This is a genomic window from Wenjunlia vitaminophila DSM 41686, assembly GCF_000380165.1.
Classification (GTDB): Bacteria; Actinomycetota; Actinomycetes; order Streptomycetales; family Streptomycetaceae; genus Wenjunlia; species Wenjunlia vitaminophila.
Map to the genome: position 1 here is coordinate 61,992 of NZ_KB904663.1, position 25,990 is coordinate 87,981.

A 25,990-nucleotide genomic window follows, 5' to 3' on the forward strand; every position below is an offset into this window, starting at 1 on the left:
GATTCCTCGTAATGCCGCGTGGCTGGGCGCCGTATCTCCTCACGGTTCTGCTTGCCACAGTGCTCGGCCTCCAGTTCTTTCGCACCGCTCTTCGTCCCGGGACGTGCTGTGACCCACCGCACCGCGGCGCGCTCGCGCGAAGCGTTAGCCGCTCAAGAACCCGTGCTGGCAGCCGTCCTGCTGGCGTTCCGGCCCCTGTGCCGGCACCGGGGATTCCCGCCCCGCCGCTCGTCGTTATCCCCGGCGATCGGTGTGCGAGGGGCTCCCCGCGCGAGTTCGCACGCGGAATCGCGCACTCCTCACCTACGACACCGCTTCTCCACCGGCCCTCCCCCATCCGGCGTCTTGCTCCGAACCACCGAACTGACGGAACAAAAGCGAGAAAGAAGGTGGGCTCATGTGCTCATCGTTGGATAGCCGGGTTGAGGAATCGATCGAACAAGCCGCCGAGGCCTTGTTCGGGTTGCAGCGCTCCAATGGCTCATGGCCGAATCGACGGCCCACTTCCGTCATGGGAACGGCCGGTGCGCTGACCGCTCTGCACGTCGTTGACCGCGAGCGGTCACACGACCTCATCGAGGGCGGCGTCCGGTGGTTGCTCGACACCCAGAACGCCGACGGCGGTTGGGGTGGAACCGCCGGAGCTCCCACACAGATCGTGCCGACCGTGATGGCGGCGACGGCCCTGCGCCTGGCCGCCCCGCACGCCTCGCAGTCGGTGCGGCGCGCGCTGGACGTGGTGGAGTCGCATGGCGGGGTGCAGGCCCTCCCGGACCCCGGGATGACCCTTGTGACCTCGGTGTTCCTCGAACTCGCCGAACTCGGTGACGTACGCGGGATCAAGCGTGTCCCACGGGAACTGTTCCTCCTGCCCCAGCAGCTCTGGCGCAGGCACCTGTCCTTCGGCGTCGCCCTCGTCATCGCGATCTCGTTCATCCAGACGCGCAAGGGCCTGCCGGGGGCACGGCGCCTGCTGGACCGGCTGGCCAGGCCGGCCGCGCTCCGCGCGCTCGAACAGGTGGACCGCTCCGAGACGCGGCGTGGTGGCTACGGCGGGGACAACTGGCTGGCCTCGGCGGTGTGTGTCGGCCTGAGCTGTGCCGAGGAAGTCCCGAGCCGCATGATCTCCGACATCGTGGACTACCTCCGGTCGAACGTGCACGAGGACGGATCGTGGCACATGATCCAGGGCCTTGACCTGATCGGCAGCGCCTACGTCTCGCAGGGCCTCGCGGACGCCGGCTACGCCTCCGATCCCCGGATGGCGCTGGCCAGGCAGTGGTTGCGCAGTTGCCGGCAGGACGAGGCGTCCCCGGTCTTCGACACTCCCGCCGGTGGGTGGAGCTGGGAGGGGCCCCGCGGATGGCCGAACTTCCTCGACACCGCCAACGTCCTGACGGCCCTCGCGGCCGGTGGCTCCGAGGAGCCCAGTGAGCACCTGCGCCACGGGCTGCGCTGGCTGGAGTCCCGGCAGGACCGCAGGGGCTCATGGGGGACGTTCATCCCCAACACCACGTTCCCCAACGACGGTCCCTGCCCCTATGCGACCGCGAAGTGTGTGGAAGTCCTGATCGAGAACGGTGTCCCCCGGGACGACCCCAGGATTCGCAAGGCCGTGGACTGGCTGTTCACCCAGCAGAGGGAGGACGGCACCTACGAGTCCCTGTGGTACCGGGGGCTCACACCGGGGACGGCCATGGCGCTGGTGGCCTTCTGCCGTGCCGGCGTCACCGGCCACCCGGCCGCCCGCCGTGCCCGGGAGGCGCTGCTCGGCGCCCAGCTCCCGGACGGTTCATGGGCCTCCGGCAAGACGGGCAAGCTCGGAGACGACCACGCGAAGGGAACCGTCGAGGAGACGGCGTGGGCGCTGCACGCCCTGCTGGCCTCCGGCGTGCCCGCGGACGAGCCGCGCGTGCGGCGCGCAGCGGACTGGATCATGGCCGCGCAGCAGCCCGACGGCCTGTGGCCGGCGAGTCCGGTCCACATGTACATCCGCGACCTCAAGTACTACGTGGACGGTCTGATCGTCCACGGACTCGCTCTGAAGGCACTCGGGAGCTACCGGTCGGCGCTGGCCGGGATACCGCGTCAGGAGACCGAGGCGCTGTGACGTCGGAGCACACGGGGACCGCGTCCACGGACGTGGACGTGGTGGTCTGCGGGTCCGGGGTCGCCGGGCTGGCGACCGCCTGCGCCCTGGGCCGGCTCGGCCTGCGGGTCGCCCTGCTGGAGAAGAAGCGGCGGCAGCCTGCGATCGCCAAGGGCGAGATCCTCCAGCCCGGCTCCCTGGACATCCTCCATGGGTGGGGGGTGCTCCCGTCCCTCGAGGCCAGGCGCGCTGCCCGCCTCAACCGGCTCGTCATCAGGGAGGCCGACGGCGCCGACCTGCTGGCGATGGACTTCGGAACGCTCGACAACGAGTGGCCCTGGATGTTGTCCCACGACCACCTGACGATCCTGGAGTGCCTGGGGGAGTCGCTCGGCGCGTCGGTGCGCTGGCAGCGCGGAGTGTTGGTCAGCGACGTCATCAGGGACGCGCACGGCCGGGTCGTCGGCGTGCGGGCCGAGGACGGTGGGCGCGCGTACGACGTCCGTGCCCGGCTGGTGGTGGCCGCGGACGGGATGTCCTCGCGGGTGCGCCGGTTGTCGGGGATGAGCGCGGAGCCCGTCGCGTACGGCCACAGACTCCTGTCGTTCGAGCTCCCGACGACGCCGGCAGTGGCCGACGAGGCGTCCGCCTACACCACCAGGCGCGGGGTGGTCCTGGTCTATCCGCTGCCGGACGACAGGACACGCGTCTACGTCCAGGTGCAGGCGGACGAGCTCAGGAAGGCGGACGCCGCGCGCTTACAGCAGTGGTGCGACGAACTGGTCGCGGGAGTGCCCGCGCTCGGCCCGCTCGGCGAGTGGTTCAAGAAGGGCCTGGACCGCAGGCAGACGCTGCCGGTGTGGCGGTACCGGGCGCCGTCCCTCGTGCGGCCGGGCGTCGCCTTGGTCGGCGAGGCGGCCCACGGGGCGCACCCGCTGGCGGCCCAGGGGATGAACACGGCCATCGGGGACGCCCACGAGCTCGCGGCCCAGCTCGCTGCGGCAGACATCACGCGGGAGGAGGCGGTGGACGCGGCGCTGCGTGCGTACGAGACGGAGCGCGCGCGCAGGATTCGGCACATCCACTTCATGAGCCATGACGTCGCGCGCCTGATGACCAGCACCTCACGCGGTGCCGGAACGCTGAGCCGACGCCTGTTGAGGGGTACCGCCAGGAGCGCGCGCCTGCGCCACCTGACGACGTACAACGTGTCGGGGCTCGGCATGCGCCCGCTCGGCGCGCTTGACCGGTTCTTCCAGCTCGGGATCGTGCCCGATCCCAGGGGGGCACGGCCGACCCCGTCCGCGGAGTGACCGGAGGCCAGGACGGGGGACTGCCGGTGCCGGCGGCTCGGGCGGCGTCCCCGCCCGAGCCGGCGGGCCGGTGGGCGCCGCCGGGCCGGGTCCGTTCCGTCAGAACAGTCGCAGTTTGTCGTCCTCGATGCCGCGCAGCGCGTCGTAGTCGAGGGTGACGCAGGCGATGCCGCGGTCCCCGGCGAGGACCCGGGCCTGCGGCTTGATCTCCTGCGCCGCGAAGACGCCCTTGACCGGCGAGAGCAACGGGTCACGGTTGAGCAGCTCCAGGTACCGGGTGAGCTGTTCCACGCCGTCGATCTCCCCGCGGCGCTTGATCTCCACCGCGACGGTGCCGCCGTCCGCGTCCCGGCACAGGATGTCCACCGGGCCGATGGCCGTGGGGTACTCCCGGCGGATCAGCGACCAGCCGGCGCCCAGCACCTCCATCCGGTCGGCGAGCAGTTCCTGGAGGTGGGCCTCGACCCCGTCCTTGACCAACCCGGGGTCCACGCCGAGCTCGTGGGTGGAGTCGTGCAGCACCTCCTCGACGTTGATGATCAGCTTCTCACCGCCCTTGTTGACCACCGTCCACACGTCCTCCTCCACCGTGAGCCTGCACGGCGGGGACATCCAGTTCAGGGGTTTGTAGGCGCGGTCGTCGGCGTGGATGGAGACCGAGTTGTCGGCCTTCAGGATCAACAAGCGGTTGGCTGAGGGCAGGTGTGCGGACAGGCGCCCCACGTAGTCCACGGTGCACCTGGCGATGACGAGACGCATGGGGTCAGCCTAGGGCCTGCCCAGCGGCGGCCGGTCCGGCCTTCCACCCCGGGGCTCAGGGCTTGTACACCTTCCCCGGTTCTGGGGTGGCCGGGGCGAGGAGTTGTGGGACGGTGACGAAGGTGTAACCGCGCTTCTTCAGCTCGGTGATGATCCCGGGGACGGCGGGGACGGTGCCCGGGTAGATGTCGTGCAGCAGGATGATCCCGTCGCGGTCCGCCTGCTTGAGGGTGCGCTCCTCGATCACTGCGGAGTCGTTGGTGGAGTAGTCCTTGGCGGTGGTGCTCCACAACACCTGGGCCAGACCGAGCTCGCGGCAGACCTTGGAGACGGTGTCGTCGGTGCGGCCCTGCGGGGGTCGCATCAGCACCGGGCGTTTCCCGGTGAGCTTCTCGATGGCGTCCTGGGTGCGGTTCAGCTCGTCGCGTATTCGCTCGGACTTCACCTCGGTCAGGCGGGGGTGGGTCCAGGTGTGGTTGGCCAGCTCGTGGCCCTCTTCGGCGATGCGCCGGACGGTGTCCGGGTACCGGTCGATGTGCTTCCTGCCGAGGAGGAAGAAGGTCGCGGGCACCTTCTCCTCCTTGAGGACGTCCAGCAGCCGGGGGGTGTACTTGCCCGGGCCCGCGTCGAAGGTGAGCGCTATGCACTTGGCCTTGCGGCAGTCGACGCCGGTGACGGGGGTGTCGTCCTCGGCGTGGGACCGTGCGCTCGCCGGTGATGTCGTGTCCACCGTCGAGCAGCCGGTGAGGGCGAGGGCCAGGGAGACGGCTCCCAGCAGGGCAGCGGCCGTCCTGGACCGGACCGCCGGTTTCCTCCGCAGCACGGCGGTCCCTTCGGATGAATCGGTTCATCGCGATGTGAACCGGACTGGTCGGGCGGGCGCACGGCTCGGCAGCGCCGAAGCGGCGCTCACACGAACGGGTGTATATCCGCTACCCTACGGGACCCCTTTATGCGGCAGGTATATGACCCCCGTTCCATGCCGGACGACGGGGGCGCCGGCACTCCGCGGGGACGGGCGGAGCCCGAAGGGGCGCAGCCGGAGGGCACGCGAGGGCGACCCAGGGTCACCGCGCTGGTGCGGAGTGTGCCTGTGTAATGCCGTTCGGGGGTTGGCTGGTTGTGGGTGCTTTGAAGGTGTTCGACTCTGGTCGAGTATTGAACGCTGTTTTACGGTTCTGAACGGGGGTCAGTCCTCCGCTTGCCCGGCGCCCAGGCCCGGCAGCACGGTCCAGGTGTCTCCCTGTGTTGATGGCCCACGTCTTCAGGCTCCGCGTCCAGGGGCCGGGAGAGGAGAGAACCCATGTCGCTCGACGTCCCACCAGCCCTGCTCGACAAGGCCGAACGAGGCGAGGTTGACGAGACGGAGTTCGTTGACTGTGTCCGTACCTCGCTGCCCTACGCGTGGAACATGATCAGCTCGTTGGTCACCCGACTCAAGGTGGAGGGCGGAGAGCTCGCGGACAACCAGGTGCCGCCCCCGGACGAGCAGGCCCGCGGGCAGTTACTGCGCGCGCTCGCCAGCGACGCCATCAGAGGCACGCTGGAACGGCACTTCGGGGTCCGGCTGGCGTTCCAGAACTGCCACCGGGTCGCGGTGTTCCCCACCGGCCCGGAGGCCGACGAACGGTACGCCAGGTTCACCTCGGTCCGCGGCCAACTGCTCAACCAGTCACCGCTGTTGCGGGACTGCTGACCGGTCGCTCGGATCTCCGACGCGTCGGCCACCGCCAGCGTGGCGGCCCGGTCCGAAGGCCCCGGAGTCAGTCAAGGACGCTGGAGGAGGGGGATCACCTCGGCGCCGAGCCTGGCGACGTTCCGCTCCGTGGCGGCGAGGTCGCCCGACCCCTCCACCAGCAGGGCGAACCGGGAGATGCCGGTGCGCTCGGCGGTCTCCCCCAGCCGCTGGGCGCACAACTCCGGTGGCCCCACCGGATGCAGCGCGCACAACAGCTCGGTGTAGGCGAGCGGGTCGCGCATCGACCGGGCCCTGCCGTCCACCGTCATGTGCGCGGCCAGGCCCTGCCGCAGCCAGCCGGGCATCGCCTTGGTCAGCGTCTCCACCGCCTCCTGCCTGGAGTCCGCGACCTGCACCACCCCGGCCGATATGTGCTCGACCCGCGCCACCTCCTGGGGTGACCGACCCGCCGCCAGCGCCTCGGTCCGGTAGGCGGCGACCATCTCCGCCTTCTCCTCGTCGCCGCAGTGCATCCCGAGCAGCATGGCCAGCCCGTGCCGCGCGGCCAGCCGCACCGAACCGCGGGAGGTGCAGGCCACGACGACCGGCGGCCTGGGCGGACACCCGGCCACGCCGCTGTCCAGCTCGTCGGGCCGCGGCACCACCGGGACCTCGCGGAAGGCGTACCGTGGCCCGCGGGCCCCGACGGCCGGCTCGTTGAGCCAGCGCAACAGCAGCTCGAGTGCCTCAGGGAAGCCCTGCTCGTAGGCGTCGATGCCGCCGCCGAAGACCTCCAGGTCCACCCACGGACCGCCACGCCCCACGCCGAGGGTGAACCGGCCGCCCGACACCACGTGCAGCAGCGCCGCCTGCTCGCCCAGCGCCACCGGGTGGGCGTTCGGTAACACGCTCACCGCGGTGCCCACGCCGATCCTGGAGGTGCGGCCCAGTAACAGGGCGGCCATGGTGACCGCCGAAGGACAAACCCCGTAGGGCACGAAGTGGTGCTCGGCCAACCAGATCCCGTCAAGTCCCGCCTCTTCGGCGGCCCGTGCGGCGACGACGGCCCGGTGCAGGGCCTCGCCTGAACCCTGGCCGGGGAACTGGGCCGCGAGAAGGAACGCGCCCACGCGCATCGACGACTCCTCTCCTGCGTTGCTTCCCGTCCCCCGCATGGGCATTAACGCATGACACATGCCATGGACACCCTGGGAGAAGGATTCTGCTCGAGGTGCTCGGGTGTACCTGGAGGGACAGCGGTACAAACCGGTCAACGACGCCTCGTCGTTGCGTACGCTGGACGGACGGCCCGGGCGCGGGTCGTCCGTCCACGAGCGAAAGGCCACGACCGTGTCTCCGCGTCGCAACCGCCCTCGACGGGTAGCCAGGAACGAGCCCCCGGCGCCCTCCGTCGGCTCCGGCTACGGCCTGGAGCGGACGGAGTCCTGGCGGGGGGAGGAATGGGTGGTGCGCCCGGTCGCCGGGGCGTCCGGCAAGCGCTACCGCTGTCCCGGCTGCGACCAGGAGATCCCTTCGGGGGTCGGCCACGTGGTGGCCTGGCCCGTGTACGGGGGCGTGGACGACCGCAGGCACTGGCACCGGGCCTGTTGGAACGCCCGGGACCGGCGGGGCGCCCAGGTGCTCCGCGCCCGTGGCGCCCCCCGGTACTGAGCCGCGCCCGGCGCCCGGAGGGCCGGACGGGGGAACGCCGCGGGCCGACCCCGGGGAACGATCCGGAGCCGGCCCGTGCGGGAGCCGCCCGGGCGCCCGGGCGGCGGTCGCGGTCTACACGTCGCGGCTGTGCAGCACCGTGGCGGCGGCGGCCAGCGTCACCGTGGTGACCAGCGCCAGCAGGCCCAGCAGGCCCCAGCCGTTGTCCTCGCCCACGATGGGGATGTCGTACAGCTCGCCGATGATGTTGGGCGCGGAGTACTCCTGGAGGGTCTCCCGCACGTCGTCGTCGGGGATGAACAGACCGGCGAGCAGCGGCAGCAGCACCACCCCCAGCATGGTGGTGATCGCGCCCGCGGTGTGCCGCAGCAACACCCCCACGGCGAGGGCGAGCAGACCGAGCAGGGCCATGTACAGCCCGATGCCGAAGGTCGCCCGGACCACCTCGCCGCTGGTCACGGACGTCTGCCCGGTCACGACATCGCCGTGTCCCGTGTCGGTGTAGGCGTACCCGGTGATGTCCCGGCCGCCGAGCTGCGCGTAGTTGATCAGGGCCACGAGCGAGCAGGCGGCGGTCGAGAGCACCAGCGTCACCACGAAGAACACGATGGCCTTGGCGGCCAGCACCCGGCCGCGCCGCGGGCACGCGGTCAGGGTGGTGCGGATCATCCCGGTGCTGTACTCGGAGGTGATCACCAGCACGCCGAGGGTCACCACGCCCAACTGGCCGAGCAGCACCCCGGGCAGGCCGAAACTGAGGATCGGGGAGCTGTCGTACTCGTCCTCGCCGACCGTGAACGTCATCAGCATGCCGAGACCGATGACGAACAGGAACATCACCCCGAGCGTCCACAGGGTGGAGCGCACGGTGCGGATCTTCGTCCACTCGGAGGCGAGGGCGTGTCCCAGGCCGGTCGTGGTGATCGGGATCGGTGAGGTGTAGGCCGCGGGGGGCGGCAGCGCACCGCCCTGACCCACCGGCGCGGGGCCCGCGGGGAAGGGCGCCGCGGGAGCCGGATAGGAGTTCATCGGTCAGCTCTCGCTCTCGTTCTTCGACAGGGTGAGCGCGGCGGGTGGCACGCCAGGCGCGGCGGGTGGCGCCGCGGGGGGCATGGCCGGCGGCGCGGCGGGCGGCGTGCCGGGGTACCCCTGGGCCGCGGGGACGGGCTGCCCCGGTGGGGGCGCGAACACCTGGCCGGCGTACGGCTGGGCCGGGACCGGCGGCTGGCCGGGGACCTGGCCGGGGACGTGGCCCGGGAACTGGCCCGGGTGCGGCGCTCCTGGTGGGTAACCCCCGGCCGGACCCGCCACCGGCTGCTGGAGTCCGGCCCTGGGGTCGTCGGTGGAGCGGTAGTCCACGACCATCTGGGTCATCCGCATGTACGCCTCTTCGAGCGACGCCTGGTGCGGGGACAGTTCGTAGAGGCGTACGTCGAGCTCGTGCGCGAGGTTGCTGATCCGCGGCAGGTCCACCCCGGTCACCCGCAGGGCCCCGTCCTGCTCGAGGTGCACCTGTCCGCCGATCTCGGCGAGGCGTCCGGCGAGCTTCTCCCCCTGCTGCTGGTCGGGGGTGCGCACCCGGGCGAACCCCGCCGAGTTGTACGCGATGAAGTCCTTCACGCTCATGTCCGCGAGGAGCCGCCCCTGACCGATCACGATCAGGTGGTCCGCGGTGAGTGCCATCTCGCTCATCAGGTGGCTGGAGACGAACACCGTGCGGCCCTCGCTGGCGAGCTTGCGCATCAGGTTGCGAATCCAGTGGATGCCCTCGGGGTCCAGGCCGTTCACCGGTTCGTCGAAGAGCAGCACCTGGGGGTCGCCGAGCAGCGCCCCGGCGATGCCGAGCCGCTGCCCCATGCCCAGGGAGAACCCCTTGGACCTGCGCCTCGCGACGTCCTGCAACCCCACGACGCCCAGCACCTCGTCCACCCGTCGCTGCGGGATGCCGGAGAGCTGGGCCAGGCAGAGCAGGTGCTGCCGCGCGCTGCGTCCCCCGTGCACCGCCTTGGCGTCCAACAGCGCGCCCACCTGGCGGGGGGCGTTGGGCAGCTCCCGGAAAGGGCATCCGCCGATGGTGACGCGGCCCGCGGTGGGGGTGTCCAGGCCGAGGATCATCCGCATGGTGGTGGACTTGCCGGAGCCGTTCGGGCCCAGGAATCCGGTCACCGCGCCGGGTCTCACCTGGAACGACAGGTTGTCAACGGCTCGTTTGGCACCGTAGACCTTGGTGAGGCCAACTGCCTCGATCACACTTCCCCCTCAACGACAGCGTGCGCCTGGGGCGCGCCGGCCCCGTGAAGGGCTCAGGCTACTGGCATGCGGACCGACGCCTGCCGGGGCGTCGGGTCCTGGCACACGGCCGGGGCACCCGCGCGGCGTCACCGGAGAGGACGAGCCGGTCAGGCGTCGCGGTTCCGGATGACCAGATAGCCGCCGACGAGCGCGGCAACCACCCACAGCCCCATGATCCCGAAGCCCTCCCAGGGTCCGTAGGGAGCCGTGGACGGCACCACCCGGGTGACCCGGCTCCCCGCCTGGTCGGGGAAGTACCGGGCGACCTCCTTGGCGCCGGGCACGTTGGCCAGGATGGTGGAGACCAGGAAGAAGAACGGCATCAGGACGCCGAGGGCCAGGATGGGGCTGCGCAGCATCGCCGCCACCCCCATGGCGAAGATCGCCAGCATGGTCATGTAGAGCCCGGCGCCGAAGACCGCGCGCAGCACTTCCGGTGCGCCGATGGTGGTGCGGTGCGACCCGAGCAGCGCCTGCCCGCAGAAGAACGAGGAGAAGCTGGTCGCCATGGCGGTCACCAGGGCGAGCACGGTGGCGACCCCCATCTTGCAGAACAGGAAGGTGCCGCGCTGGGGCACGGCGGCGAGCGAGGTGCGGATCATGCCGGTGCTGTACTCGCTGCCCACCACCAGCACCCCGAACACGATGATGGCGAGCTGCCCGAGGAACATCCCGGCGAAGCTGATGCTGGTCGCGTCGAAGGTGGCCTGGTCCCTGCTGGAGAGCTGGTCGAAGTTGGCGTTCATCACCGCGCACAGCGCCGCGCTGAGGCCGACGGTGACCGCGAAGGCCGACGCCAGCGTCCACACGGTGGAGCGCACCGACCGGACCTTGGTCCACTCCGACTTCAGGACTGCGGTGGTGACGGTCAACGTCCCTCGCCTCTCTTCCTGTGCGCTCCCCAACCGGAGGACCCGGGGCCGGACCCGGGTTCCGCCCCCGGCGGGGCGCCGGGGGCGCCGGCTGACGCCGTCCCGTTGTTCTCGCTCGGGGTGTGCGCGTGGTACTCCACGGAGGTCGCCGTCATCCGCATGAACGCCTCCTCCAGGGACGCCCGCTGCGGGCTCAGCTCGTGCAGCACCAGCCGGTGGCGGGCGGCCAGCTCGCCGAGCTGCTCGGCCGGCACGTCGCTGACCTCGAAGGAGCCCTCGTCCCCCCGGTCCCAACCGATGCCCTCGGCGGAGAGCACCGCGATGAGGCGCTCCGGCTGCGGGGTGCGGATGCGGACGAACGAGTGGGCGTTGTGCGTGATGAAGTCCGCCATGGTGGTGTCGGCGAGGAGCCGTCCCTGACCGATCACGATCAGGTGGTCGGCGGTGAGTGCCATCTCGCTCATCAGGTGGCTGGAGACGAACACCGTGCGCCCCTGGTCCGCCAGGTCCCGGATCAGGTTGCGGATCCAGTGGATGCCCTCGGGGTCCAGGCCGTTCACCGGTTCGTCGAAGAGCAGCACCTGGGGGTCGCCGAGCAGCGCCCCGGCGATGCCGAGCCGCTGCCCCATGCCCAGGGAGAACCCCTTGGACCGCTTGTGGGCCACCGACGTCAAACCGACGATGTCCAGCACCTCATTCACCCGACTGGGTGAAATCTCATTGCTCTGGGCCAGACACAGCAGGTGGTTGTGGGCGCTACGGCCCGGGTGCACCCCCCGGGCCTCCAACAGCCCGCCGATGTACCGCAGGGGTTCCTTCAGGTCGATGTACCGCTTGCCGTCGATGCGGACCTCACCACTGCTGGGTTTGTCCAGTCCCAGCATCATCCGCATGGTGGTGGACTTGCCCGAGCCGTTCGGCCCCAGGAAGCCGGTCACCACACCCGGCCGCACGGTGAAGGTGAGCCCGTCCACGGCCAACTTCTCACCGTACCGCTTGGTGAGGTGCTCCAGCTCGATCATGAAATCAACGCTAAACGGACCAAGCGCCCCCCGCCACCAGGACGTGCCGTCTCGACGACACGCAGGGTGACAGGAGGCGCCCGGTGGAGCTCACCGAAGCCGTGTCCTCGCCCGGAACCGTCCCGGAGGTCAGCGGGACTGCTGGGCCGGGACGCCGCGGGACAGCGGCTCGTCCTCGGGGGCGGCGGCGGCGACAGCCGCGCCGGTCAACGTGGCGAGCATCTCGCGGACGTTGGTGAGCTGGGCGTTGATGCTGTCCCGACGGTTGGTCAGGGCGGCCAGCTCGCGCTCGGACTCGCTGCGGATGCGGTCGGCCTTGGCGTTGGCGTCCGCCACGATGTCCTCGGCCTGACGCTGCGCCGTCTCCACCGTCTGACGCGCCCTGCGCTCGGCGTCGGTGCGCAGCTTCTCCGCCTCCAGGCGGAGCTGCTCGGCGCGGTGCTCGATCTCGGCCAGCCGCTTCTCCGCCTTCGCCTGGCGGGACGCCAGGTCACGCTCGGACTGCTCGCGGCGCTTGGCGAGGTTGGTCTCGAAGTCCGCGGCTGCCTGGGCGGCCTTGGCCCTGGTCTCCTCGAAGAGGGCGTCCGCCTCCTCGCGCTTGGTCTGGGCGTCCTTGGTGGCGTCCGCCCGGAGCTGGGCCGCCTCGCTCTTCGCCTTGTCGATGATCCGGGCGCCCTCGTCCTCCGCCTTCGCCTTGCGGTCGGCGGCGTACGACTCGGCGTCCGCGCGGACCTGGGCAGCCGCTCCCTCGGCCAGCTCACGGTGCTGGTCGGCGGCGCGGCGCGCCTCCTCCCGCAGGTCCTTCGCCTCCTCCTCGGCCAACCGGAGGATCTTCTCGACACGGGCACCGAGACCGGCGTACGACGGCTCGGAGTCCGACAACTGGGCCTGGGCGTTCTGGGTTTCGAGGTGGAGCTCCTCGATGCGCTTCTCCAGTGCCGTGATCCTCGTCAGGGCACTGTCGCGATCGGCGACCAGCTTCGTGATGCGCTCATCCACCTGCGTGCGGTCGTACCCGCGCCGCACGAGCTCGAAGCCGAAGGGGGAGGAAGTGTCGCTCATGGGGTTCCTGTCGATGAGACGTAGACCGGTGAGGTGATACGGGGAATCCTAGGCGTGACAGCGGCGTGTCATCGAGTCATCGCGCAGAGGAATCTGAAGAATGAGCCCTCAATCGCGTGCCGTGCCGTCAGCTCGCTTGCCACCCGTACGGGCGGAACCAGCCCCGGCGCCGGCCTTGACACTGCCCTTCTGCGTACCGTTGCTCCCGTTTGACGGTGCCTCAAACGATTCTAGGGCCTCCAGCACATCCTGCACGCGGGCGATCTCGGCGTTGATGTCCTTGCGCCTGCGTACCAGTTGGTCCAGCTCCCGCTTGCCGTCCGCTACCATGCGCCGCGCCTCCGCCTTCGCCTCCTCCCGGGTCCGCTCGGCCTCCTGCTGCATGGCGGCCTTCTTCTGCTCCGCCTCCTTCAACAGCGCCTCGGCCTTCTTCACCGCGGCGATCCGCACCTTGCTCGCCTCGGACGACGCGTTGGTCTTCAGCTCCGCGGCCTTCTCCTCCGCCTCGGCCACCAGTTGCCTGGCCTTGTTCTCGGCCTCGGTGAGCTGCTCGGTGGCCGCGGCGACCAACTTGTCCACCCGCTCGCCCGCCGACTTCATCGCCTCCGCCGACTCCTTGCGGGCCCGTGCGTGCAACTGTTCGACCTCGGACTCCACTCGTTCGCGCAGCTCCTCAGCCCGCTCCCGGATGGCGGTGGCGTCCCGACGGGCCTCTCCCAGCATGGTGTCCGCCTCGGTACGCGCCCGCTCCCGCAGCGCGTTGCCCTCCACGGTGGCCTCGGCCACCAGCCGCTCGGCCTCCTTGCGGGCCGCGCCGACCATCGCGTCGGCCTGCTCCTCGGCCGAGGCGGCCCGGTGCACCGCCCGTTCCTTGGCGTCCCTGACCAGGCGTTCCGCCCGTTCCTTCGCCTCGCTGACCAGGCGCTCGGCCTCCGTGGTCGCCCCGGACACCAGGGTGTCGGCCTGCTTGGCCGCCTGCACCCGGCGCTTGTTGGCCTCCTCCCTGGCCTCGGCCCTGGTCCGCTCCGCCTCCTCGATCGCCTCGGTGGTGGTCCGCTCGGCCAGCGCCCTGGCCGCCGCGGCCTCCTCCTTGACCTCCGCACGAACCCTGGCCGCCTCCTGCGCGGCCCGCTCCCGTTCCGCGTGCGCCTCGGTGCGCAGTTGGTCGGCGGCGGCCTGCGTCTCCTCCTGCAACCGCCGGGCGGCGTGCTCCGCCGCCGAACGCAGCCCGGCGATCTCCTCCTTCGCCGCCGCGTGCAGCCCGGCCACCGACTCCCGCACCTGCGCGGCCGTCTGCTCCGCGGCGGCCACCAGCTCCGTGGCCCGCCGCTCCGCCTCGCCGACCAGCCGGTCCGCCTCGGCCCCGGCCTCCTCGACCCGCTTGCGGGCGGCGGCGAGCAACTCCTCGCTCTGCTTGTGGGCGGCGGCCCGCTCCCGTTCGGCCTCCGTCCGGGCGGCCCCCACCAGCTCGTCGGACTCCCGGCGGCGGCGGGCCGCCTCCTCCTGGGCCGCGGCCAGCTCCTGCGCGGCCTCCGCCGCCGCGCGCTCCCGCGCCGCCTGAGCCTCGGCCCGCAGCCGGTCGGCCTCCGCCTGCGCCTCGCTGCGCACCTTCTCGGCCTCGGCGGTGGCCTCGGTGCGCAACCGCACCGCGAACGACTCGCCCTCCGCCCGGGCCGCGGCAGCCTCCCCGGCGGCCAGGGTGCGGAGCCGCTCCGCCTCGGCCGCGGCCTGCTCCGTCACGGCGCGGGCCCGCTCCGCGGCGTCGGTGCGCGACCGTTCCGCCTCCGCCACCGCGTCCGCGCGCAGCCGCTCGGCCTGCGCCTTGGCGTCCTGCCGCTCCCGCTCCGCCTCGGCCAGCCGGGCATCCGCCTCCGACCTGCGGCGGGACGACTCCTCCGCCGCCTCGGTGGTGATCCTGGCGGAGATCTGCTCGGCCTCCGAGCGAACCCGGGCGGCCTCCCGCTCGGCCTCCCGCACCTGCTCCTCGGCCAGGCGCCGGCCCTCCGCGCGCAACTCCTCGGCCTCGGCGCGGGCCTCACCCAGCGTGGTCTCCGCCTGGTCGCGCAGTGCCGAGGCCCGCTCCGCCGCCTCGGCCCGCTGCCGCTCGACCTCGGTGTCCGCCCGCTGCCGCAGCTCGTCGGCGTCCGCCTTCGCCTTGGCCAGCAGCTCTTCCGCGGTCCTGGCGGCGTCCTCGATCTGCGCCATCGCCTCGCGGCGTCCCTCGGAACGGATGCGCTCGCCCTCGGCGACCGCCTCCGCCCGCAACTGCTCGGCCTCGCCCCGCAGCCGGCGGGCCTCCTCCTGGAGCCTGGTGGTGCGCTCTCGGAACTGCTTGGTGTCGTCCTGCGCCGCGCTCTGCACCTGGGCCGCGGCCTCCGCCGCCTCCTGGTGCATCCGCTCCGCCTCGGCCTGCGCCTCCGAACGGATGCGCTCCGCCTCCTCCGTCGCGGCGCGGGTGGTCGCGCCGGCGTCGGCGGACGCCTTGGTCAGGATCTCGTCTGCGGTCTTGGCGGCCTTCGCGAGCTGCGCCGCCGCGTCCTCCGAGGCCGCGGCGCGGGCCTCCTCGGCGGCCTCGGTGCGGATGCGCTCCGCCTCCGCGGTGGCGTCCCCCCGGATCTGCTCCGCCTCGGCCCGCAGCCCCTCGGCCTGCTTGGTGGCCTCGGCGACCAGGCGGGCCACCTCGCTGCGGGCGGTCCTGGTGCGCTGCTCGACGTCGGCGTCCACCGTGGCCAGCCGCCGGGCGGCGGCCGCGGCGGTCTCCTCGCGGAGCCGGTCCGCCTCGGCCCGCGCCTCCCGCAGCGCGGCCTCGGCCTCCTCCTTGCGCTCCTGGGCCGCCCTGGTCAGCTCGGCCACCTCGCGCCGGCTGCGCTCGGCCTCGGTACGGGAACTCTCCCGCACCCGCTCGGCGTGTTCCGTGGCCTCCTGGGCCTGCGCGGACGCCGCCGCGAGCATCCGTTCGGCGTCCGACCTGGCCCGACGCAGCAGGGCGTCGGCCTCGTTCCTGGCCACCTCGGAATCGGCGGCGATCCGCTCCCTGGCCTGCTCGGCGAGGCGCTGGGCCTCCACCCGGGCCGCGGCGAGGGTGGCCTCGGCCTCCGCCCTGGCCTCGTCCTTCAGCCGCTGGACCTGGGACTCGGTGCGGGCACGGAGCTGCTCGGCCCACGCCACGTTGTCGTTGACGTGGCTCTCGACCGTGCTGCGGCGCTCGGCCAGCTCCTCGTCGAGCCGGCGGCGGCGGCGCACCGCCTCGGCGTGCCACTCCGCCTCGAGCTGGGACTGCCGCTCGGCGCTCTCCTGGAGCACCCGCTGCGCCGAGGCACGCGCCTCGCGCAGCTCCCGCTCGGCGTCCGTCCGCAACTGGTCGGCCTGGATCTGGGCGTTGCGGAGCAACTGTTCGGCGTGGTGGCTGACGTTGTCGTAGGCACTGGACTGGGAGATCTTGCGGCGGGCCTCGTGCAGCTTGGCGCGGAGGACCTCCACCTGGTAGGCAAGGTCCTCGGCATGGTCGACCGCCTTGTTCCGCTCGGTGCGAACCCGATCCATCTCGGCTTCGAACTGAGAGAGGTGGTCGTCAACCTCGTAGCGGTCGTAACCCCGCACTGCGCGGTCCCATCCGTCTCCTGGTCGAGGGCTCTCCCGCCGGCCAGCGGAGTCCGCCCGCCGTTCGGGTGAGCCTTCCTGGTGAACATGGCCTTCCGGAGAATGGTGTCAGATCAACGGCGGGGCACGGTCCCTCCCGGGGAGCCACCGCTCCCGGCGCGCCGACCGTCCGTATCCCGCCACCGCCCTCCGCGCAGCGCACACCGGATGATGCTGCGCCGACTGCTGCACTCTACCGGGGACTCACTGCCCCGCGGCCAGCCAAGGACCAGCGGTGTACCCGGGTTGTGACCCGCCCCACCCGGGCAGACGGCCACGCGCCGCCCCCGGCACGGCGACGTGCCCCCGTGCCGGGGGCGGGAGCGGGACGGGTGCGCCGGCGGATCAGTGCGGCTTCGCCGCGGTGACCAGCTCGGTGAGCACCCCGTGGCAGTCCTTGGGGTGCAGGAAGGTGATCCGGGAACCCATGGAGCCGCGTCGCGGCTCGTCGTAGAGCACCCGCACCCCCTTCTCCCGGACCGCGGCGGCGTCCCCGTCCACGTCGGCGGTGCCGAAGGCGATGTGGTGCACCCCCTCCCCGTGCCGGGCGAGCCACTTCGCCACCGCGGAGTCCTCCCGGATCGGCTCGAGCAACTGCAGGTAGGAGGCGCCTCCGTCGGAGGTCTCGTTGATCTTGAGCATGGCCTCGCGGACGCCCTGCTCCTCGTTGACCTCCGTGTGGAAGACCTCGAAGCCGTAGGTCGCCCGGTAGAACTCGACGGTCGTGTCCAGGTCGAAGCAGGCGATGCCGATGTGGTCGATGCGGGTCAGCATGGGAGCCTTCCGAGGTCGGACGACGGGAGCGGGCGGACGCGGGTGCCCTGGGCGGCCCGCGTGTCGCGGGGGACGCGGCGGACCACCACCCAACAAGTCCATCGCGCACACAGCTGGTCACGCAACGTGCGGGCCGTCACACCTCGACGCCGGTGACGCGGTCGATACCGCTAAGTATCTTTGGCCTGGAGCCCAACTCACAACAAGAACTGCCGCTTCACGGCCGCAGAAGGGGACGCGAGATGACCAGTCAGCAGGCACCAACGTCCGTGATCGTCGCGGGCGCCCGCACCCCGATGGGCCGCCTCCTCGGCTCGCTCAAGAGCTTCACCGGGGTGGACCTCGGTGGCTTCGCCATCTCCGCGGCGCTGGAGCGGGCGGGCATCACCGGCGACCAGGTGCAGTACGTGATCATGGGACAGGTGCTCCAGGCAGGCGCCGGCCAGATCCCGGCGCGCCAGGCCGCGGTCAAGGCCGGCATCCCGATGCACGTGCCCGCGTTGACCATCAACAAGGTGTGCCTGTCCGGCCTCGACGCCATCGCGCTGGCCGACCAGCTCATCCGGGCCGGCGAGTTCGACATCGTCGTCGCCGGCGGCCAGGAGTCCATGACCAACGCCCCCCACCTGGTCCCCGCCCGGCACGGCCACAAGTACGGCGCCATCGAAATGGTGGACTCGATGGCCCACGACGGCCTCACCGACCCGTGGGACCGCATCCCCATGGGTGAGTCCACCGACCGCCACAACGCCCGGTTGGGCATCGGGCGCGAAGCCCAGGACGAGGTTGCCGCCCTGTCCCACCAGCGGGCCGCACGGGCACAGAAGGACGGCGTGTTCGGGGCCGAGATCGTTCCCGTCCAGGTGCCGCAGCGCAAGGGCGACCCGATCACCGTGGACACCGACGAGGGCGTCCGCCCCGAGACCACCACGGAGGTCCTCGCCAGGCTGCGCCCGGCGTTCGGCGCCGACGGCACCATCACCGCCGGCTCCTCCTCGCCGATCTCCGACGGCGCCGCCGCGGTCGTGGTGATGAGCAAGGCCAAGGCGGAGGAACTCGGCCTGGAATGGCTCGCCGAGATCGGGGCGCACGGCAACGTGGCCGGCCCCGACAACTCCCTGCAGTCCCAGCCCGCCAACGCCATCAAGCGGGCGCTGGACCGGGAAGGGCTCACCGCGGACGACCTCGACCTGATCGAGATCAACGAGGCGTTCGCCGCGGTCGTCGTACAGTCAACCAAGGAACTCGGCGTGTCCCCGGAAAAGGTCAACGTCAACGGCGGCGCCATCGCCCTGGGGCACCCCATCGGCATGTCCGGCGCCCGGCTCGCCCTCCACCTGTCGCTCGAGCTGCGACGCCGCGGCGGCGGCGTGGGAGTGGCCGCGCTGTGCGGCGGCGGCGGCCAGGGCGACGCGCTGGTCCTGCGGGTCCCGGGCAACGGCTGACCGGGACGCGGCAGGCGACGAGAGCCGCGGCGGAGGTGACCGCCGCGGCCCCCGGCCGACCGCCGAGGCGCGGCCCGGCCAGCGGCGCCGCGCACGGGAAGCGGCGCCGGCAGCGGCACGACCCTCGAGGAGCCACGTGAGCACCAGGACCATGGACGTCCCCACCCTCGTCGAACAGGCCAGGGCAGGCCGGCCACGCGCCGTCGCCCGGCTGATCTCGCTGGTGGAAGGCGCCTCCCCGCAGCTTCGAGAAGTCATGGCCGCCCTGGCTCCCCTCGCCGGCGGCGCCTACGTGGTGGGGCTGACCGGCTCTCCCGGAGTGGGGAAGTCCACCTCGACCTCCGCCCTGGTCAGCGCCTACCGGCGACGCGGCAAGCGGGTCGGGGTGCTGGCCGTGGACCCGTCCTCCCCGTTCTCCGGCGGCGCCCTGCTCGGCGACCGGGTGAGGATGCAGGAGCACTCAGGGGACAGCGGTGTCTACATCCGCTCCATGGCCACCCGGGGCCACCTCGGCGGCCTGGCCTGGGCGGCGCCCCAGGCCATCCGGGTACTGGACGCCGCGGGGTGCGACGTGATCCTGGTGGAGACGGTCGGCGTCGGCCAGTCCGAGGTGGAGATCGCCGACCAGGCGGACACCTCCGTGGTGCTCCTCGCCCCCGGCATGGGCGACGGCATCCAGGCCGCGAAAGCCGGGATCCTGGAGATCGGGGACGTCTACGTGGTCAACAAGGCCGACCGGGACGGCGCCGACTCCACCGTTCGGGAGCTCAACCACATGCTCGGCCTCGGCGAAGCCCGCGAACCCGGCGACTGGCGGCCCCCCATCGTCAGGACGGTGGCCTCCCGCGGCGAAGGCGTGGACGAGGTGGTGGAGGCGCTGGAGAAGCACCGCGCCTGGATGGAGGAACGCGGCGCCCTCACCGCCCGCAGACGGCGACGGGCAGCCGGCGAGGTCGAGACGATCGCCCTCACCGCGCTCCGCCAACGCATCGGAGACCTGCACGGCGACCGCCGCCTCGACGCCCTGGCCGCGCGCATCACGGCGGGAGAACTCGACCCGTACTCGGCGGCTGACGAGTTGGTGCGGGAGCTGACTGCTCAGTAAGTGTTCGCTCGCCGCCGGCCGCTTTGGGAGGCCCCTGCCGGCGTTCCTCAGCCCGCTCCCTCGTTCCTCGGTCGGCGGGCTTCGTCTCTTCGGCAGGGGCGCGGCCTTTGGCTCGCTCACGTCTGCGCGTCGTCGGGGTGAAGGTGCACGACGCTGCGGGTTTTTCCGGGGGTTCGCTCGCCGCCGGCCGCTTGGAAAGCCCCTGCCGGCGTTCCTCAGACCTGCTCCCTCGTTCCTCGGTCGCTGGTCTTCGTCTCTTGGCAGGGGCGCGGCCTTTGGCTCGCTCACGTCTTCGCGTCGTCGGGGTGAAGGTGCACGACGCTGCGGGTTTTTCCGGGGGTTCGCTCGCCGCCGGCCGCTTGGGGGTGCCCCTGCTGGCGTTCCTCGGCCTGCTCCCTCGTTCCTCGGTCGCGGGCTTCGTCTCTTGGCAGGGGCAGCGGTCCGCGGCGCCAGCCGCATGGTGTCGCTGCGGCTCGCTCACGTCTNCGCGTCGTCGGGGTGAAGGTGCACGACGCTGCGGGTATCCCGGGGGGTTCGTTCGCCGCCGGCCGCTTTGGGGTGCCCCTGCCGGCGTTCCTCAGACCTGCTCCCCCCGCGCGGCGCCAACCGCATGATGTGGGAGCCCTCGGTCGCGGGCTTCGTCGCTTGGTGGGGGCGTGGTCTGCGGCGCAGGCCGGTTTGGTGTGCTTCCTCGCGCGGAGCGAGCCGCAGACGTGACTGCGGCTCGCTCGCGTCCGCACATGCCGGGCTCGGGTGCGCGGCACTGCGGCTGAGGGGGCGTGGTCAGTCGTCGCCGTCCTCGTCGTCGTCGTTGTCCCCCTTGTCGTCGTTGTCGTCGTTGTCGTCCACGTCCTTGGTGACTGTGCTGGTCTCCACCTGGACCTCGAGCTCGAGGCCGTTCTCGGAGATCACCTCCGCCTCCCAGCCGCCGTCGTACTCGAGCTCCACGACGGTGCCCCCGGTCGCCTCGCGCGCCATGGCGGCGGCACGCTCCGCGGTGAGCTCCTGGGCGCCCTGGGCGTGGCTGTCGTCGGCCTCCATGCCGAGGCCCCATTCGTCCACCGCGGTGTCGGTGCCGTCCTCCGCGTCGACTCGTCCGTCGTCGCCGCGGGTCTCGTGGGAGCCGACGGACGTGGCGATCGATGAACGGTTCGAGGGGTCTTCGTCGCCGCTGAGGGCCACCGCGGTGGCGGTGTTCCCTCCCACGAGGGCGATCAGCGCGGCGGCGCCCGCCAACAGCTTGTACTTCTTCCTCACGGGTTCCTCCGAGGGGTTCGGCCTCTGTCTGTTCACGGGCCACCCTGCCGGGCGGACGCTGAAGCCAAGCTGAAGGAACCTGAAGGCCCGTTCAGGAAGGGTCTGCCACGCTGGGTCCATGCGGCTGCTGATCGTTGAGGACGAAAGGCGCCTGGCCACCGCGCTGGCCAGGGGACTCGCGGCGGAGGGGTTCGCCGTGGACGTCACGCACGACGGCGCGGAGGGGCTGCGCCTGGCGACCGGCCGGGACTACGACCTGGTGCTGCTGGACATCATGCTTCCCGGCCTCAACGGGTACCGGGTGTGCGCGGCGCTGCGTGCCGCGGGGGTGGAGACGCCGGTGCTGATGCTCACCGCCAAGGACGGCGAGTACGACGAGGCGGAGGGGCTCGACACCGGGGCCGACGACTACCTCACCAAGCCCTTCTCCTACGTGGTGCTGCTGGCTCGGGTCCGGGCGCTGCTGCGTCGCAGGACCCGGGGGGCCGCCCCCGTGCTGCGGGTCGGTGACCTCACCCTGGACCCGGCCGCCCGCCGCTGTCTGCGGGGGACCCAGGAGGTGTCGCTGACCGCGAAGGAGTTCGCGGTGCTGGAGCACCTGGCCGTGCGCGCCGGGCAGGTGGTGTCCAAGGCCGACATCCTGGAACACGTCTGGGACTTCGCCTACGACGGTGATCCCAACATCGTCGAGGTCTACGTCAGCGCGCTGCGTCGCAAGATGGACGCGCCGTTCGGCCGGCGGTCGATCACCACGGTGCGCGGCGCGGGCTACCGCCTGGTGGCTGACGGCGGTGCCTAGGCTGCTGGGCTCGGTCCGGGTCCGCACCGCGCTCGGGGCCACCGTGGTGGTGGCCCTGGCCCTGGCCGCCGCCGGTCTGGTGATCGTCCAGGTGCTGAGTGCGGGGCTCCAGGACAACGCCCAGGTGGCCGCGGAGGGCAAGGCCCGGGAGGTGGCCGCCCAGGTCGCGGCCGGTGGTCCGCCGGGGCTGGCCCAGGGTCTGGAGACCGACGCGCCGGTCCAGGTGGTCGACGGCAGCGGCCGGGTGTTGGCCGCCAGCGACGGGGTGGCCGGGGCGTTGGTGTTCCCGCAGTTCCACCGGGCCGGCGCGCCGTCCTCCCAGCCCACGGAGGGTGACGATGCCGACGGTCCGGACGAGGACGAGGACGGGGACGAGGAGGGGGGCGGGGACGGCGGCGAAGTGGACGGCGGTGCCGACCCGGGGGAGTGGGCGGGGGAGTGGGAGGTGGGCGCCTCCGTGGGTGGGGCGCCGGCCGAGGTGGAGGAGGACGCCGGGTTCCGGGACGTCTCCCTGCGGGTGGACGAGGACGGTCGCGCGACCGCGGACCCTGACGAGGCCACCGGGACGGCCGACTTCCGGGTGGCGGCCCTGCGCACCGTCTCCGCCGGGGTGCCGGTCACCGTCTACGCCGGCTCGTCACTGACCTCCCAGCGGGCCGCCGTCTCCGACGTGACCTGGTCCATGCTCGGCTGGCTGCCGGTGCTGCTGGTGGTGGTCGCCGCGGTGACCTGGTTGGTGACCGGGCGGTCGCTGCGCCCGGTGGAGGCGATCCGCGCCGAGATGGCGGAGATCAGGGCCAGCGATCTGTCCCGCCGGGTGCCGGAGCCGCGTTCCCGGGACGAGGTGGCCAGGCTCGCCCGGACGACCAACGAGACGCTGGCGGCCCTGGAGGACGCGGTCGAACGTCAACGCCGCTTCGTCGCTGACGCCTCGCACGAGCTGCGCAGCCCGATCGCCTCGTTGCGCACCCAGCTCGAGGTGGCCACCGCCCACCCCCGGCTGCTGGTGGTGGACGACGTGCTGGCGGACGTGGTCCGGCTGCAGGGCCTCGCCTCCGACCTGCTGCTGTTGGCCCGTCTCGACGCCGGAGAGCGACCCGGTGGGACCCGGGTGGACCTGGCGGCCATGGTCCGGGAGGAACTGGCGCAGCGCCACCGCACCGACCGGGTCCCCGTCGTGGAGTACCCGGAGGAGCCGCCCGGCGGGTGGGCCGCGACCGGCGGTGTGGAGGTGGTCGGCAGTCGGGGACAGCTCGCGCGGGTGCTGGCGAACCTGCTGGACAACGCGCAGCGGCACGCCGCGTCCGAGGTGGGGGTGACGCTGCGCCGGGACGGCCGGTGGGTGGCGCTCCAGGTCGCGGACGACGGGCCGGGCGTCCCCGAGGACCAGCGGGAACGCGTCTTCGAGCGTTTCGTCCGCCTCGACGACGCGCGGAGCCGGGACGACGGTGGGGCCGGGCTCGGCCTGGCCATCGCGCGGGACGTGGCGGTGCGCCACGGGGGGAGCCTGTCCGTGCGACGGGCCCCCTCCGGCGGGGCTTTGTTCGAGTTGCTGCTGCCCGCCGTGTGACGCCGGGCGGTGGGGCGGTGGGCCGGGATCAGGGGCGCACCATGCGCAGGTGCTCGGCGACCGGGCCGAGCGCCTCCAGGTAGTCGGCCAGTGCGGTGGTGTTGAGACGGTCGATGAAGTGCTCGCGGACCGACGCCACGTGCGCCGGCGCGACCTTGCGCAGGGTGGCCCAGCCGTGCTCGGTGAGGACGGTGTACAGCCCCCGTCGGTCGGACTCGCAGTCCTCCCGGCGAACCAGACCGGCGTCCTCCATCCGGGTGATCTGGTGGGAGAGCCGACTCTTGGACTGGAGGGTGGCCCGGGCCAGGTCGCTCATGCGCATGCGCTGGTCGGGGGCTTCGGAGAGGTTGACGAGGATCTCGTAGTCGTTGAGGGTCAGGGAGAACGGTTGGAGCTCACGTTCGAGCTGGTAGGCGAGGAGCTTGCTCACTTCCACGTGGGTGCGCCAGACCCGCTGCTCCTCACTGGTGAGCCAGCGGGGCTCGGGCTCCTGCTCCGAGGTGCCGTCTTGCGTGTCCATGGCTTGATTTTACCCAGGAAATTTTAAATTTTAACTAATCCGGACGGGTGGCGTGCCGGAGGAACCGGAAGGACGCCCTCGGGGGCGTCCGGGGCGGGGCTCGACGTCGGAAGGACACGCCGCCATCAGAGTGATGAAGAGGTGCACTCCGCCCACATCGGGCACGATGGTCCCATGACTGACAGTGACCAAGGAAACACCTCGTTCCTGGACCCGAACATGGGGCTTCCGCTCGGCGTGATGTTCGGGCTCGTCCTCGGGCTGCTCGTCCTCGACAACCTCGCCATCGGCCTCGGCGTGGGCCTCGCCCTGGGGGTCACCTTCGGCGCGGTCCAGCAGCGCCGGATGGAGCGGGGGGCCGACGACGCGTCGCGGGGCGCACCCGGCGACTGAGGCCGCGAGCCGCCCCGGCGGGAGGACCGGGGCGGCCGGGGGAACGGCGTCAGAGTCCGAGCCGGCGCTGGATGCCCCCGAGCTGCCCGGGGAGCTGTGGCACCTGCTGGCCGCTCCGGTGGCCCGGGGTGCCACCCTGGGGCACTCCGCCTTGGTGCGGGGTGGAGCCGGTGGCGCGTTCCGGCATCAGCACCTCGGTGGACTGGAGCAGCACCTGCCCCTGTCCCACGAACTCGAACTGGTGCTCCTCGCCGGAGGTGCCTCCCATCCCGGTCAGCCGGCGCACACCGCCCAGTACCCCGCGCATGTAGCCGTGGTCGTAGTGGTGACAGGGTGAGGGGCAGTCGGCCCAGCCCACCAGCGCCTGCGGATCGACCCGGATCGGCGGCTCCACGAAGTGCACCTGGCCGTTGGACGCGGCGACGAACGTCCCCGTCCCGATCAGCGTCAGGAACCCGGGCACGATCGACTGCTTCAGGGCGAGGCCCGGCTGGAACGCCAGCAGGTTCCCCGACCGGATCGACAAGTTCCCGTCCTGGAGGTCGTAGGAGTTGACGTCGAACGCCCGGTCGGCCAGCAGCATCCTGCCGTTCCCCTCGGCCACGACCCAGTCCGAGGCGTGCAGCGGGGAGTGGAAGTTCGACCTGACCAGCCGGTCCAGTGGGCCGTGGCCGATCCCGTGGAAGTCGATCTGCCCGTAGTAGGCGATCATCTTCCCCTTCTGGAGGAACCACTGGCCCTTGAGGTCGACGCAGAACGCATAGGGGTTGACGTTGTCGTTGCTCGGCAGCGTGCGGGGTTCGTAGACCACCGGGCCACCGGACGGGTTGATCACCGGGTCTCCTTCGAGGACGCCCCGTCCCTTGGGGCGGGGAGGATTCGTAGCTCCCGCGTAGCGGGGCATGGGGCAGGGCAATCGTTGTCAGGGTGATTGGTCGTCTTCGACTGCGGGACCGAGTGCGGCCTCAAGCAGGTGGACGATCTCGGAGTTGAGTGATCGCCGGTCGGTACGGGCCGCTTCAACCAGGCGTGTGTGCAGGTGGGTTGGTAGGCGGAGAGAGATCCGCTTCTCGTCTTCCATGCTAGAAACGTGCCATGACGACAGCAGCGATGCGCCGGGAGGATGCCGGGCATGCCCGGTACACGTACCGGCTTCGTGTGTCGTCGACCGCCCGCATGGGCCTGATGGCCGAGTGGGCGCGTTGCCGGTGGGTGTGGAACGAGTGCGTGGCCGTGTCCCGAAAGGTCCACACCGCGAACCAGGGGACGGCCGAGAAGACGACGTGNGGCCCGGCCCAGCTCGACAAGATGCTGACCGAGGCCCGCGACACGATGTCGTGGCTGCGTCAGGGTGCGTCGGTGCCGCAGCAGCAGGCCATCCGCGACTTCGCCAAGGCCCGCGCTAAGGCCCTGAAGGACATCAAGGCGAAGCTGCCGGTCCGGCAACGCGCCGGAATGCCCCGCATCAAGCGCAAGAGGGACGCGCTGCCCACCGTGAACTACACGCGGCGCGGCTTCCGGCTGAAGGACGGCCGCCTGCACCTCGCGGGCGGGACCGTGCTGAGGGTCGTCTGGTCCCGCGACCTGCCGGCTGCACCCTCCAGCGTGCGCGTCTACCAGGATTGCGTGGGGCACTGGTACGCGTCGTTCGTGGTCGCCACTCAGGCACAGCCGCTCCCCGCTACGGGACGGGTCCTCGGCGTGGACTGGGGCGTCAAGGAGACCGCCAC

Annotated in this window: 24 protein-coding genes; 10 read left to right on the plus strand and 14 right to left on the minus strand. The window is 71.9% G+C overall.

Annotated features, from left to right (window positions below; all coding sequences use genetic code 11):
• Window positions 1–397 precede the first annotated feature (397 nt).
• Both A3IG_RS0111440 and A3IG_RS0111445 read left to right on the plus strand, forming a co-directional pair.
• A complete protein-coding gene (locus A3IG_RS0111440; RefSeq protein WP_026220159.1) occupies window positions 398–2,110 on the plus strand; it encodes a prenyltransferase/squalene oxidase repeat-containing protein in 1,713 nt (570 codons plus the stop codon).
• Complete coding sequence (locus tag A3IG_RS0111445; RefSeq protein WP_018383704.1) at window positions 2,107–3,402, plus strand: FAD-dependent oxidoreductase; 1,296 nt, start codon at window positions 2,107–2,109, stop codon at window positions 3,400–3,402. Before A3IG_RS0111440 ends, A3IG_RS0111445 begins: the two co-directional genes overlap by 4 nt.
• A gap of 99 nt (window positions 3,403–3,501) precedes the next feature.
• Here the strand turns inward: A3IG_RS0111445 and nucS are convergent, their stop codons facing one another.
• Both nucS and A3IG_RS0111455 read right to left on the minus strand, forming a co-directional pair.
• Window positions 3,502–4,161 (minus strand): endonuclease NucS, encoded by a 660-nt coding sequence (nucS, locus tag A3IG_RS0111450; protein WP_018383705.1) that lies wholly within the window; start codon window positions 4,159–4,161, stop codon window positions 3,502–3,504.
• Between the two features lie 55 nt (window positions 4,162–4,216).
• The gene (locus tag A3IG_RS0111455) at window positions 4,217–4,984 is read right to left on the minus strand and encodes a polysaccharide deacetylase family protein (protein ID WP_018383706.1); all 768 of its coding nucleotides are present in this window, start codon (window positions 4,982–4,984) and stop codon (window positions 4,217–4,219) included.
• Window positions 4,985–5,464: 480 nt separating this feature from the next.
• Between A3IG_RS0111455 and A3IG_RS0111460 the strand changes: the two genes are divergently transcribed.
• Entirely contained in the window at window positions 5,465–5,857 is a 393-nt protein-coding gene (locus A3IG_RS0111460) for an SCO5389 family protein (protein WP_018383707.1), read from the plus strand.
• Window positions 5,858–5,928: 71 nt separating this feature from the next.
• Here the strand turns inward: A3IG_RS0111460 and A3IG_RS0111465 are convergent, their stop codons facing one another.
• Window positions 5,929–6,975, minus strand: a complete 1,047-nt coding sequence (locus A3IG_RS0111465) for an LLM class flavin-dependent oxidoreductase (RefSeq protein WP_018383708.1) — start codon at window positions 6,973–6,975, stop codon at window positions 5,929–5,931.
• A gap of 214 nt (window positions 6,976–7,189) precedes the next feature.
• Between A3IG_RS0111465 and A3IG_RS0111470 the strand changes: the two genes are divergently transcribed.
• The gene (locus tag A3IG_RS0111470) at window positions 7,190–7,510 is read left to right on the plus strand and encodes a hypothetical protein (RefSeq protein ID WP_026220161.1); all 321 of its coding nucleotides are present in this window, start codon (window positions 7,190–7,192) and stop codon (window positions 7,508–7,510) included.
• Between the two features lie 114 nt (window positions 7,511–7,624).
• Here A3IG_RS0111470 and A3IG_RS0111475 read toward each other — a convergent pair whose 3' ends face one another.
• From A3IG_RS0111475 to mce, 7 genes are all read right to left on the minus strand, one after another.
• Window positions 7,625–8,539 (minus strand): ABC transporter permease, encoded by a 915-nt coding sequence (locus A3IG_RS0111475; RefSeq protein WP_018383710.1) that lies wholly within the window; start codon window positions 8,537–8,539, stop codon window positions 7,625–7,627.
• Window positions 8,540–8,542: 3 nt separating this feature from the next.
• Complete coding sequence (locus A3IG_RS0111480) at window positions 8,543–9,760, minus strand: ABC transporter ATP-binding protein (RefSeq protein ID WP_018383711.1); 1,218 nt, start codon at window positions 9,758–9,760, stop codon at window positions 8,543–8,545.
• Window positions 9,761–9,909: 149 nt separating this feature from the next.
• Entirely contained in the window at window positions 9,910–10,674 is a 765-nt protein-coding gene (locus tag A3IG_RS0111485; RefSeq protein ID WP_018383712.1) for an ABC transporter permease, read from the minus strand.
• Complete coding sequence (locus A3IG_RS0111490) at window positions 10,671–11,696, minus strand: ABC transporter ATP-binding protein (protein ID WP_018383713.1); 1,026 nt, start codon at window positions 11,694–11,696, stop codon at window positions 10,671–10,673. Before A3IG_RS0111490 ends, A3IG_RS0111485 begins: the two co-directional genes overlap by 4 nt.
• Window positions 11,697–11,825: 129 nt before the next feature.
• Window positions 11,826–12,758, minus strand: a complete 933-nt coding sequence (locus A3IG_RS0111495) for a coiled-coil domain-containing protein (protein ID WP_018383714.1) — start codon at window positions 12,756–12,758, stop codon at window positions 11,826–11,828.
• Window positions 12,759–12,866: 108 nt separating this feature from the next.
• Window positions 12,867–16,358: a polarized growth protein Scy gene (gene scy, locus A3IG_RS0111500; RefSeq protein WP_018383715.1), complete on the minus strand. Its 3,492-nt coding sequence runs from the start codon at window positions 16,356–16,358 to the stop codon at window positions 12,867–12,869.
• Between the two features lie 384 nt (window positions 16,359–16,742).
• Window positions 16,743–17,171 (minus strand): methylmalonyl-CoA epimerase, encoded by a 429-nt coding sequence (gene mce, locus A3IG_RS0111505; RefSeq protein WP_018383716.1) that lies wholly within the window; start codon window positions 17,169–17,171, stop codon window positions 16,743–16,745.
• 242 nt (window positions 17,172–17,413) lie between these two features.
• Between mce and A3IG_RS0111510 the strand changes: the two genes are divergently transcribed.
• Window positions 17,414–18,616 carry an acetyl-CoA C-acetyltransferase gene (locus A3IG_RS0111510; protein WP_026220162.1) on the plus strand — a complete coding sequence of 401 codons (1,203 nt, stop codon included), beginning with the start codon at window positions 17,414–17,416 and terminating at the stop codon, window positions 18,614–18,616.
• 151 nt (window positions 18,617–18,767) lie between these two features.
• On the plus strand, window positions 18,768–19,721 hold the full coding sequence (meaB, locus tag A3IG_RS0111515) for a methylmalonyl Co-A mutase-associated GTPase MeaB (RefSeq protein ID WP_040911266.1): 954 nt from the start codon (window positions 18,768–18,770) through the stop codon (window positions 19,719–19,721).
• A 783-nt stretch (window positions 19,722–20,504) separates the two neighbouring features.
• On the opposite strand, the gene A3IG_RS31855 is transcribed toward meaB, so the two are convergent.
• The gene (locus A3IG_RS31855) at window positions 20,505–20,978 is read right to left on the minus strand and encodes a PepSY domain-containing protein (protein WP_018383719.1); all 474 of its coding nucleotides are present in this window, start codon (window positions 20,976–20,978) and stop codon (window positions 20,505–20,507) included.
• 118 nt (window positions 20,979–21,096) lie between these two features.
• Between A3IG_RS31855 and A3IG_RS0111525 the strand changes: the two genes are divergently transcribed.
• Entirely contained in the window at window positions 21,097–21,777 is a 681-nt protein-coding gene (locus A3IG_RS0111525) for a response regulator transcription factor (protein WP_018383720.1), read from the plus strand.
• Window positions 21,770–23,347: a HAMP domain-containing histidine kinase gene (locus tag A3IG_RS0111530; protein ID WP_018383721.1), complete on the plus strand. Its 1,578-nt coding sequence runs from the start codon at window positions 21,770–21,772 to the stop codon at window positions 23,345–23,347. The genes A3IG_RS0111525 and A3IG_RS0111530 overlap by 8 nt, the downstream gene beginning before the upstream one ends.
• A gap of 28 nt (window positions 23,348–23,375) precedes the next feature.
• On the opposite strand, the gene A3IG_RS0111535 is transcribed toward A3IG_RS0111530, so the two are convergent.
• The gene (locus A3IG_RS0111535) at window positions 23,376–23,867 is read right to left on the minus strand and encodes a MarR family winged helix-turn-helix transcriptional regulator (protein ID WP_018383722.1); all 492 of its coding nucleotides are present in this window, start codon (window positions 23,865–23,867) and stop codon (window positions 23,376–23,378) included.
• A 174-nt stretch (window positions 23,868–24,041) separates the two neighbouring features.
• Between A3IG_RS0111535 and A3IG_RS29380 the strand changes: the two genes are divergently transcribed.
• The gene (locus A3IG_RS29380; protein ID WP_157862270.1) at window positions 24,042–24,260 is read left to right on the plus strand and encodes a hypothetical protein; all 219 of its coding nucleotides are present in this window, start codon (window positions 24,042–24,044) and stop codon (window positions 24,258–24,260) included.
• A 49-nt stretch (window positions 24,261–24,309) separates the two neighbouring features.
• On the opposite strand, the gene A3IG_RS0111545 is transcribed toward A3IG_RS29380, so the two are convergent.
• A complete protein-coding gene (locus A3IG_RS0111545; protein ID WP_018383724.1) occupies window positions 24,310–25,095 on the minus strand; it encodes an AIM24 family protein in 786 nt (261 codons plus the stop codon).
• Window positions 25,096–25,182: 87 nt separating this feature from the next.
• Entirely contained in the window at window positions 25,183–25,341 is a 159-nt protein-coding gene (locus A3IG_RS32495) for an Arc family DNA-binding protein (protein WP_078500317.1), read from the minus strand.
• Between the two features lie 14 nt (window positions 25,342–25,355).
• On the opposite strand from A3IG_RS32495, the gene A3IG_RS34170 reads away from it, so the two are divergent.
• Window positions 25,356–25,990, plus strand: a 635-nt coding sequence (locus A3IG_RS34170) for an RNA-guided endonuclease InsQ/TnpB family protein (RefSeq protein ID WP_265736650.1), incomplete at its 3' end; no start/stop codon positions are given.

What these genes read in the sequence shown, in the direction of transcription:
- A3IG_RS0111440 (WP_026220159.1), top strand. Translation starts at nt 398, where the DNA reads ATGTGCTCATCGTTGGATAGCCGGGTTGAGGAATCGATCGAACAAGCC.
- nucS (WP_018383705.1), bottom strand. Translation starts at nt 4,161, where the DNA reads ATGCGTCTCGTCATCGCCAGGTGCACCGTGGACTACGTGGGGCGCCTG.
- A3IG_RS0111460 (WP_018383707.1), top strand. Translation starts at nt 5,465, where the DNA reads ATGTCGCTCGACGTCCCACCAGCCCTGCTCGACAAGGCCGAACGAGGC.
- A3IG_RS0111465 (WP_018383708.1), bottom strand. Translation starts at nt 6,975, where the DNA reads ATGCGCGTGGGCGCGTTCCTTCTCGCGGCCCAGTTCCCCGGCCAGGGT.
- A3IG_RS0111475 (WP_018383710.1), bottom strand. Translation starts at nt 8,539, where the DNA reads ATGAACTCCTATCCGGCTCCCGCGGCGCCCTTCCCCGCGGGCCCCGCG.
- A3IG_RS0111490 (WP_018383713.1), bottom strand. Translation starts at nt 11,696, where the DNA reads ATGATCGAGCTGGAGCACCTCACCAAGCGGTACGGTGAGAAGTTGGCC.
- A3IG_RS0111495 (WP_018383714.1), bottom strand. Translation starts at nt 12,758, where the DNA reads ATGAGCGACACTTCCTCCCCCTTCGGCTTCGAGCTCGTGCGGCGCGGG.
- mce (WP_018383716.1), bottom strand. Translation starts at nt 17,171, where the DNA reads ATGCTGACCCGCATCGACCACATCGGCATCGCCTGCTTCGACCTGGAC.
- A3IG_RS0111510 (WP_026220162.1), top strand. Translation starts at nt 17,414, where the DNA reads ATGACCAGTCAGCAGGCACCAACGTCCGTGATCGTCGCGGGCGCCCGC.
- meaB (WP_040911266.1), top strand. Translation starts at nt 18,768, where the DNA reads ATGGACGTCCCCACCCTCGTCGAACAGGCCAGGGCAGGCCGGCCACGC.
- A3IG_RS0111525 (WP_018383720.1), top strand. Translation starts at nt 21,097, where the DNA reads ATGCGGCTGCTGATCGTTGAGGACGAAAGGCGCCTGGCCACCGCGCTG.
- A3IG_RS0111535 (WP_018383722.1), bottom strand. Translation starts at nt 23,867, where the DNA reads ATGGACACGCAAGACGGCACCTCGGAGCAGGAGCCCGAGCCCCGCTGG.
- A3IG_RS29380 (WP_157862270.1), top strand. Translation starts at nt 24,042, where the DNA reads ATGACTGACAGTGACCAAGGAAACACCTCGTTCCTGGACCCGAACATG.
- A3IG_RS32495 (WP_078500317.1), bottom strand. Translation starts at nt 25,341, where the DNA reads ATGGAAGACGAGAAGCGGATCTCTCTCCGCCTACCAACCCACCTGCAC.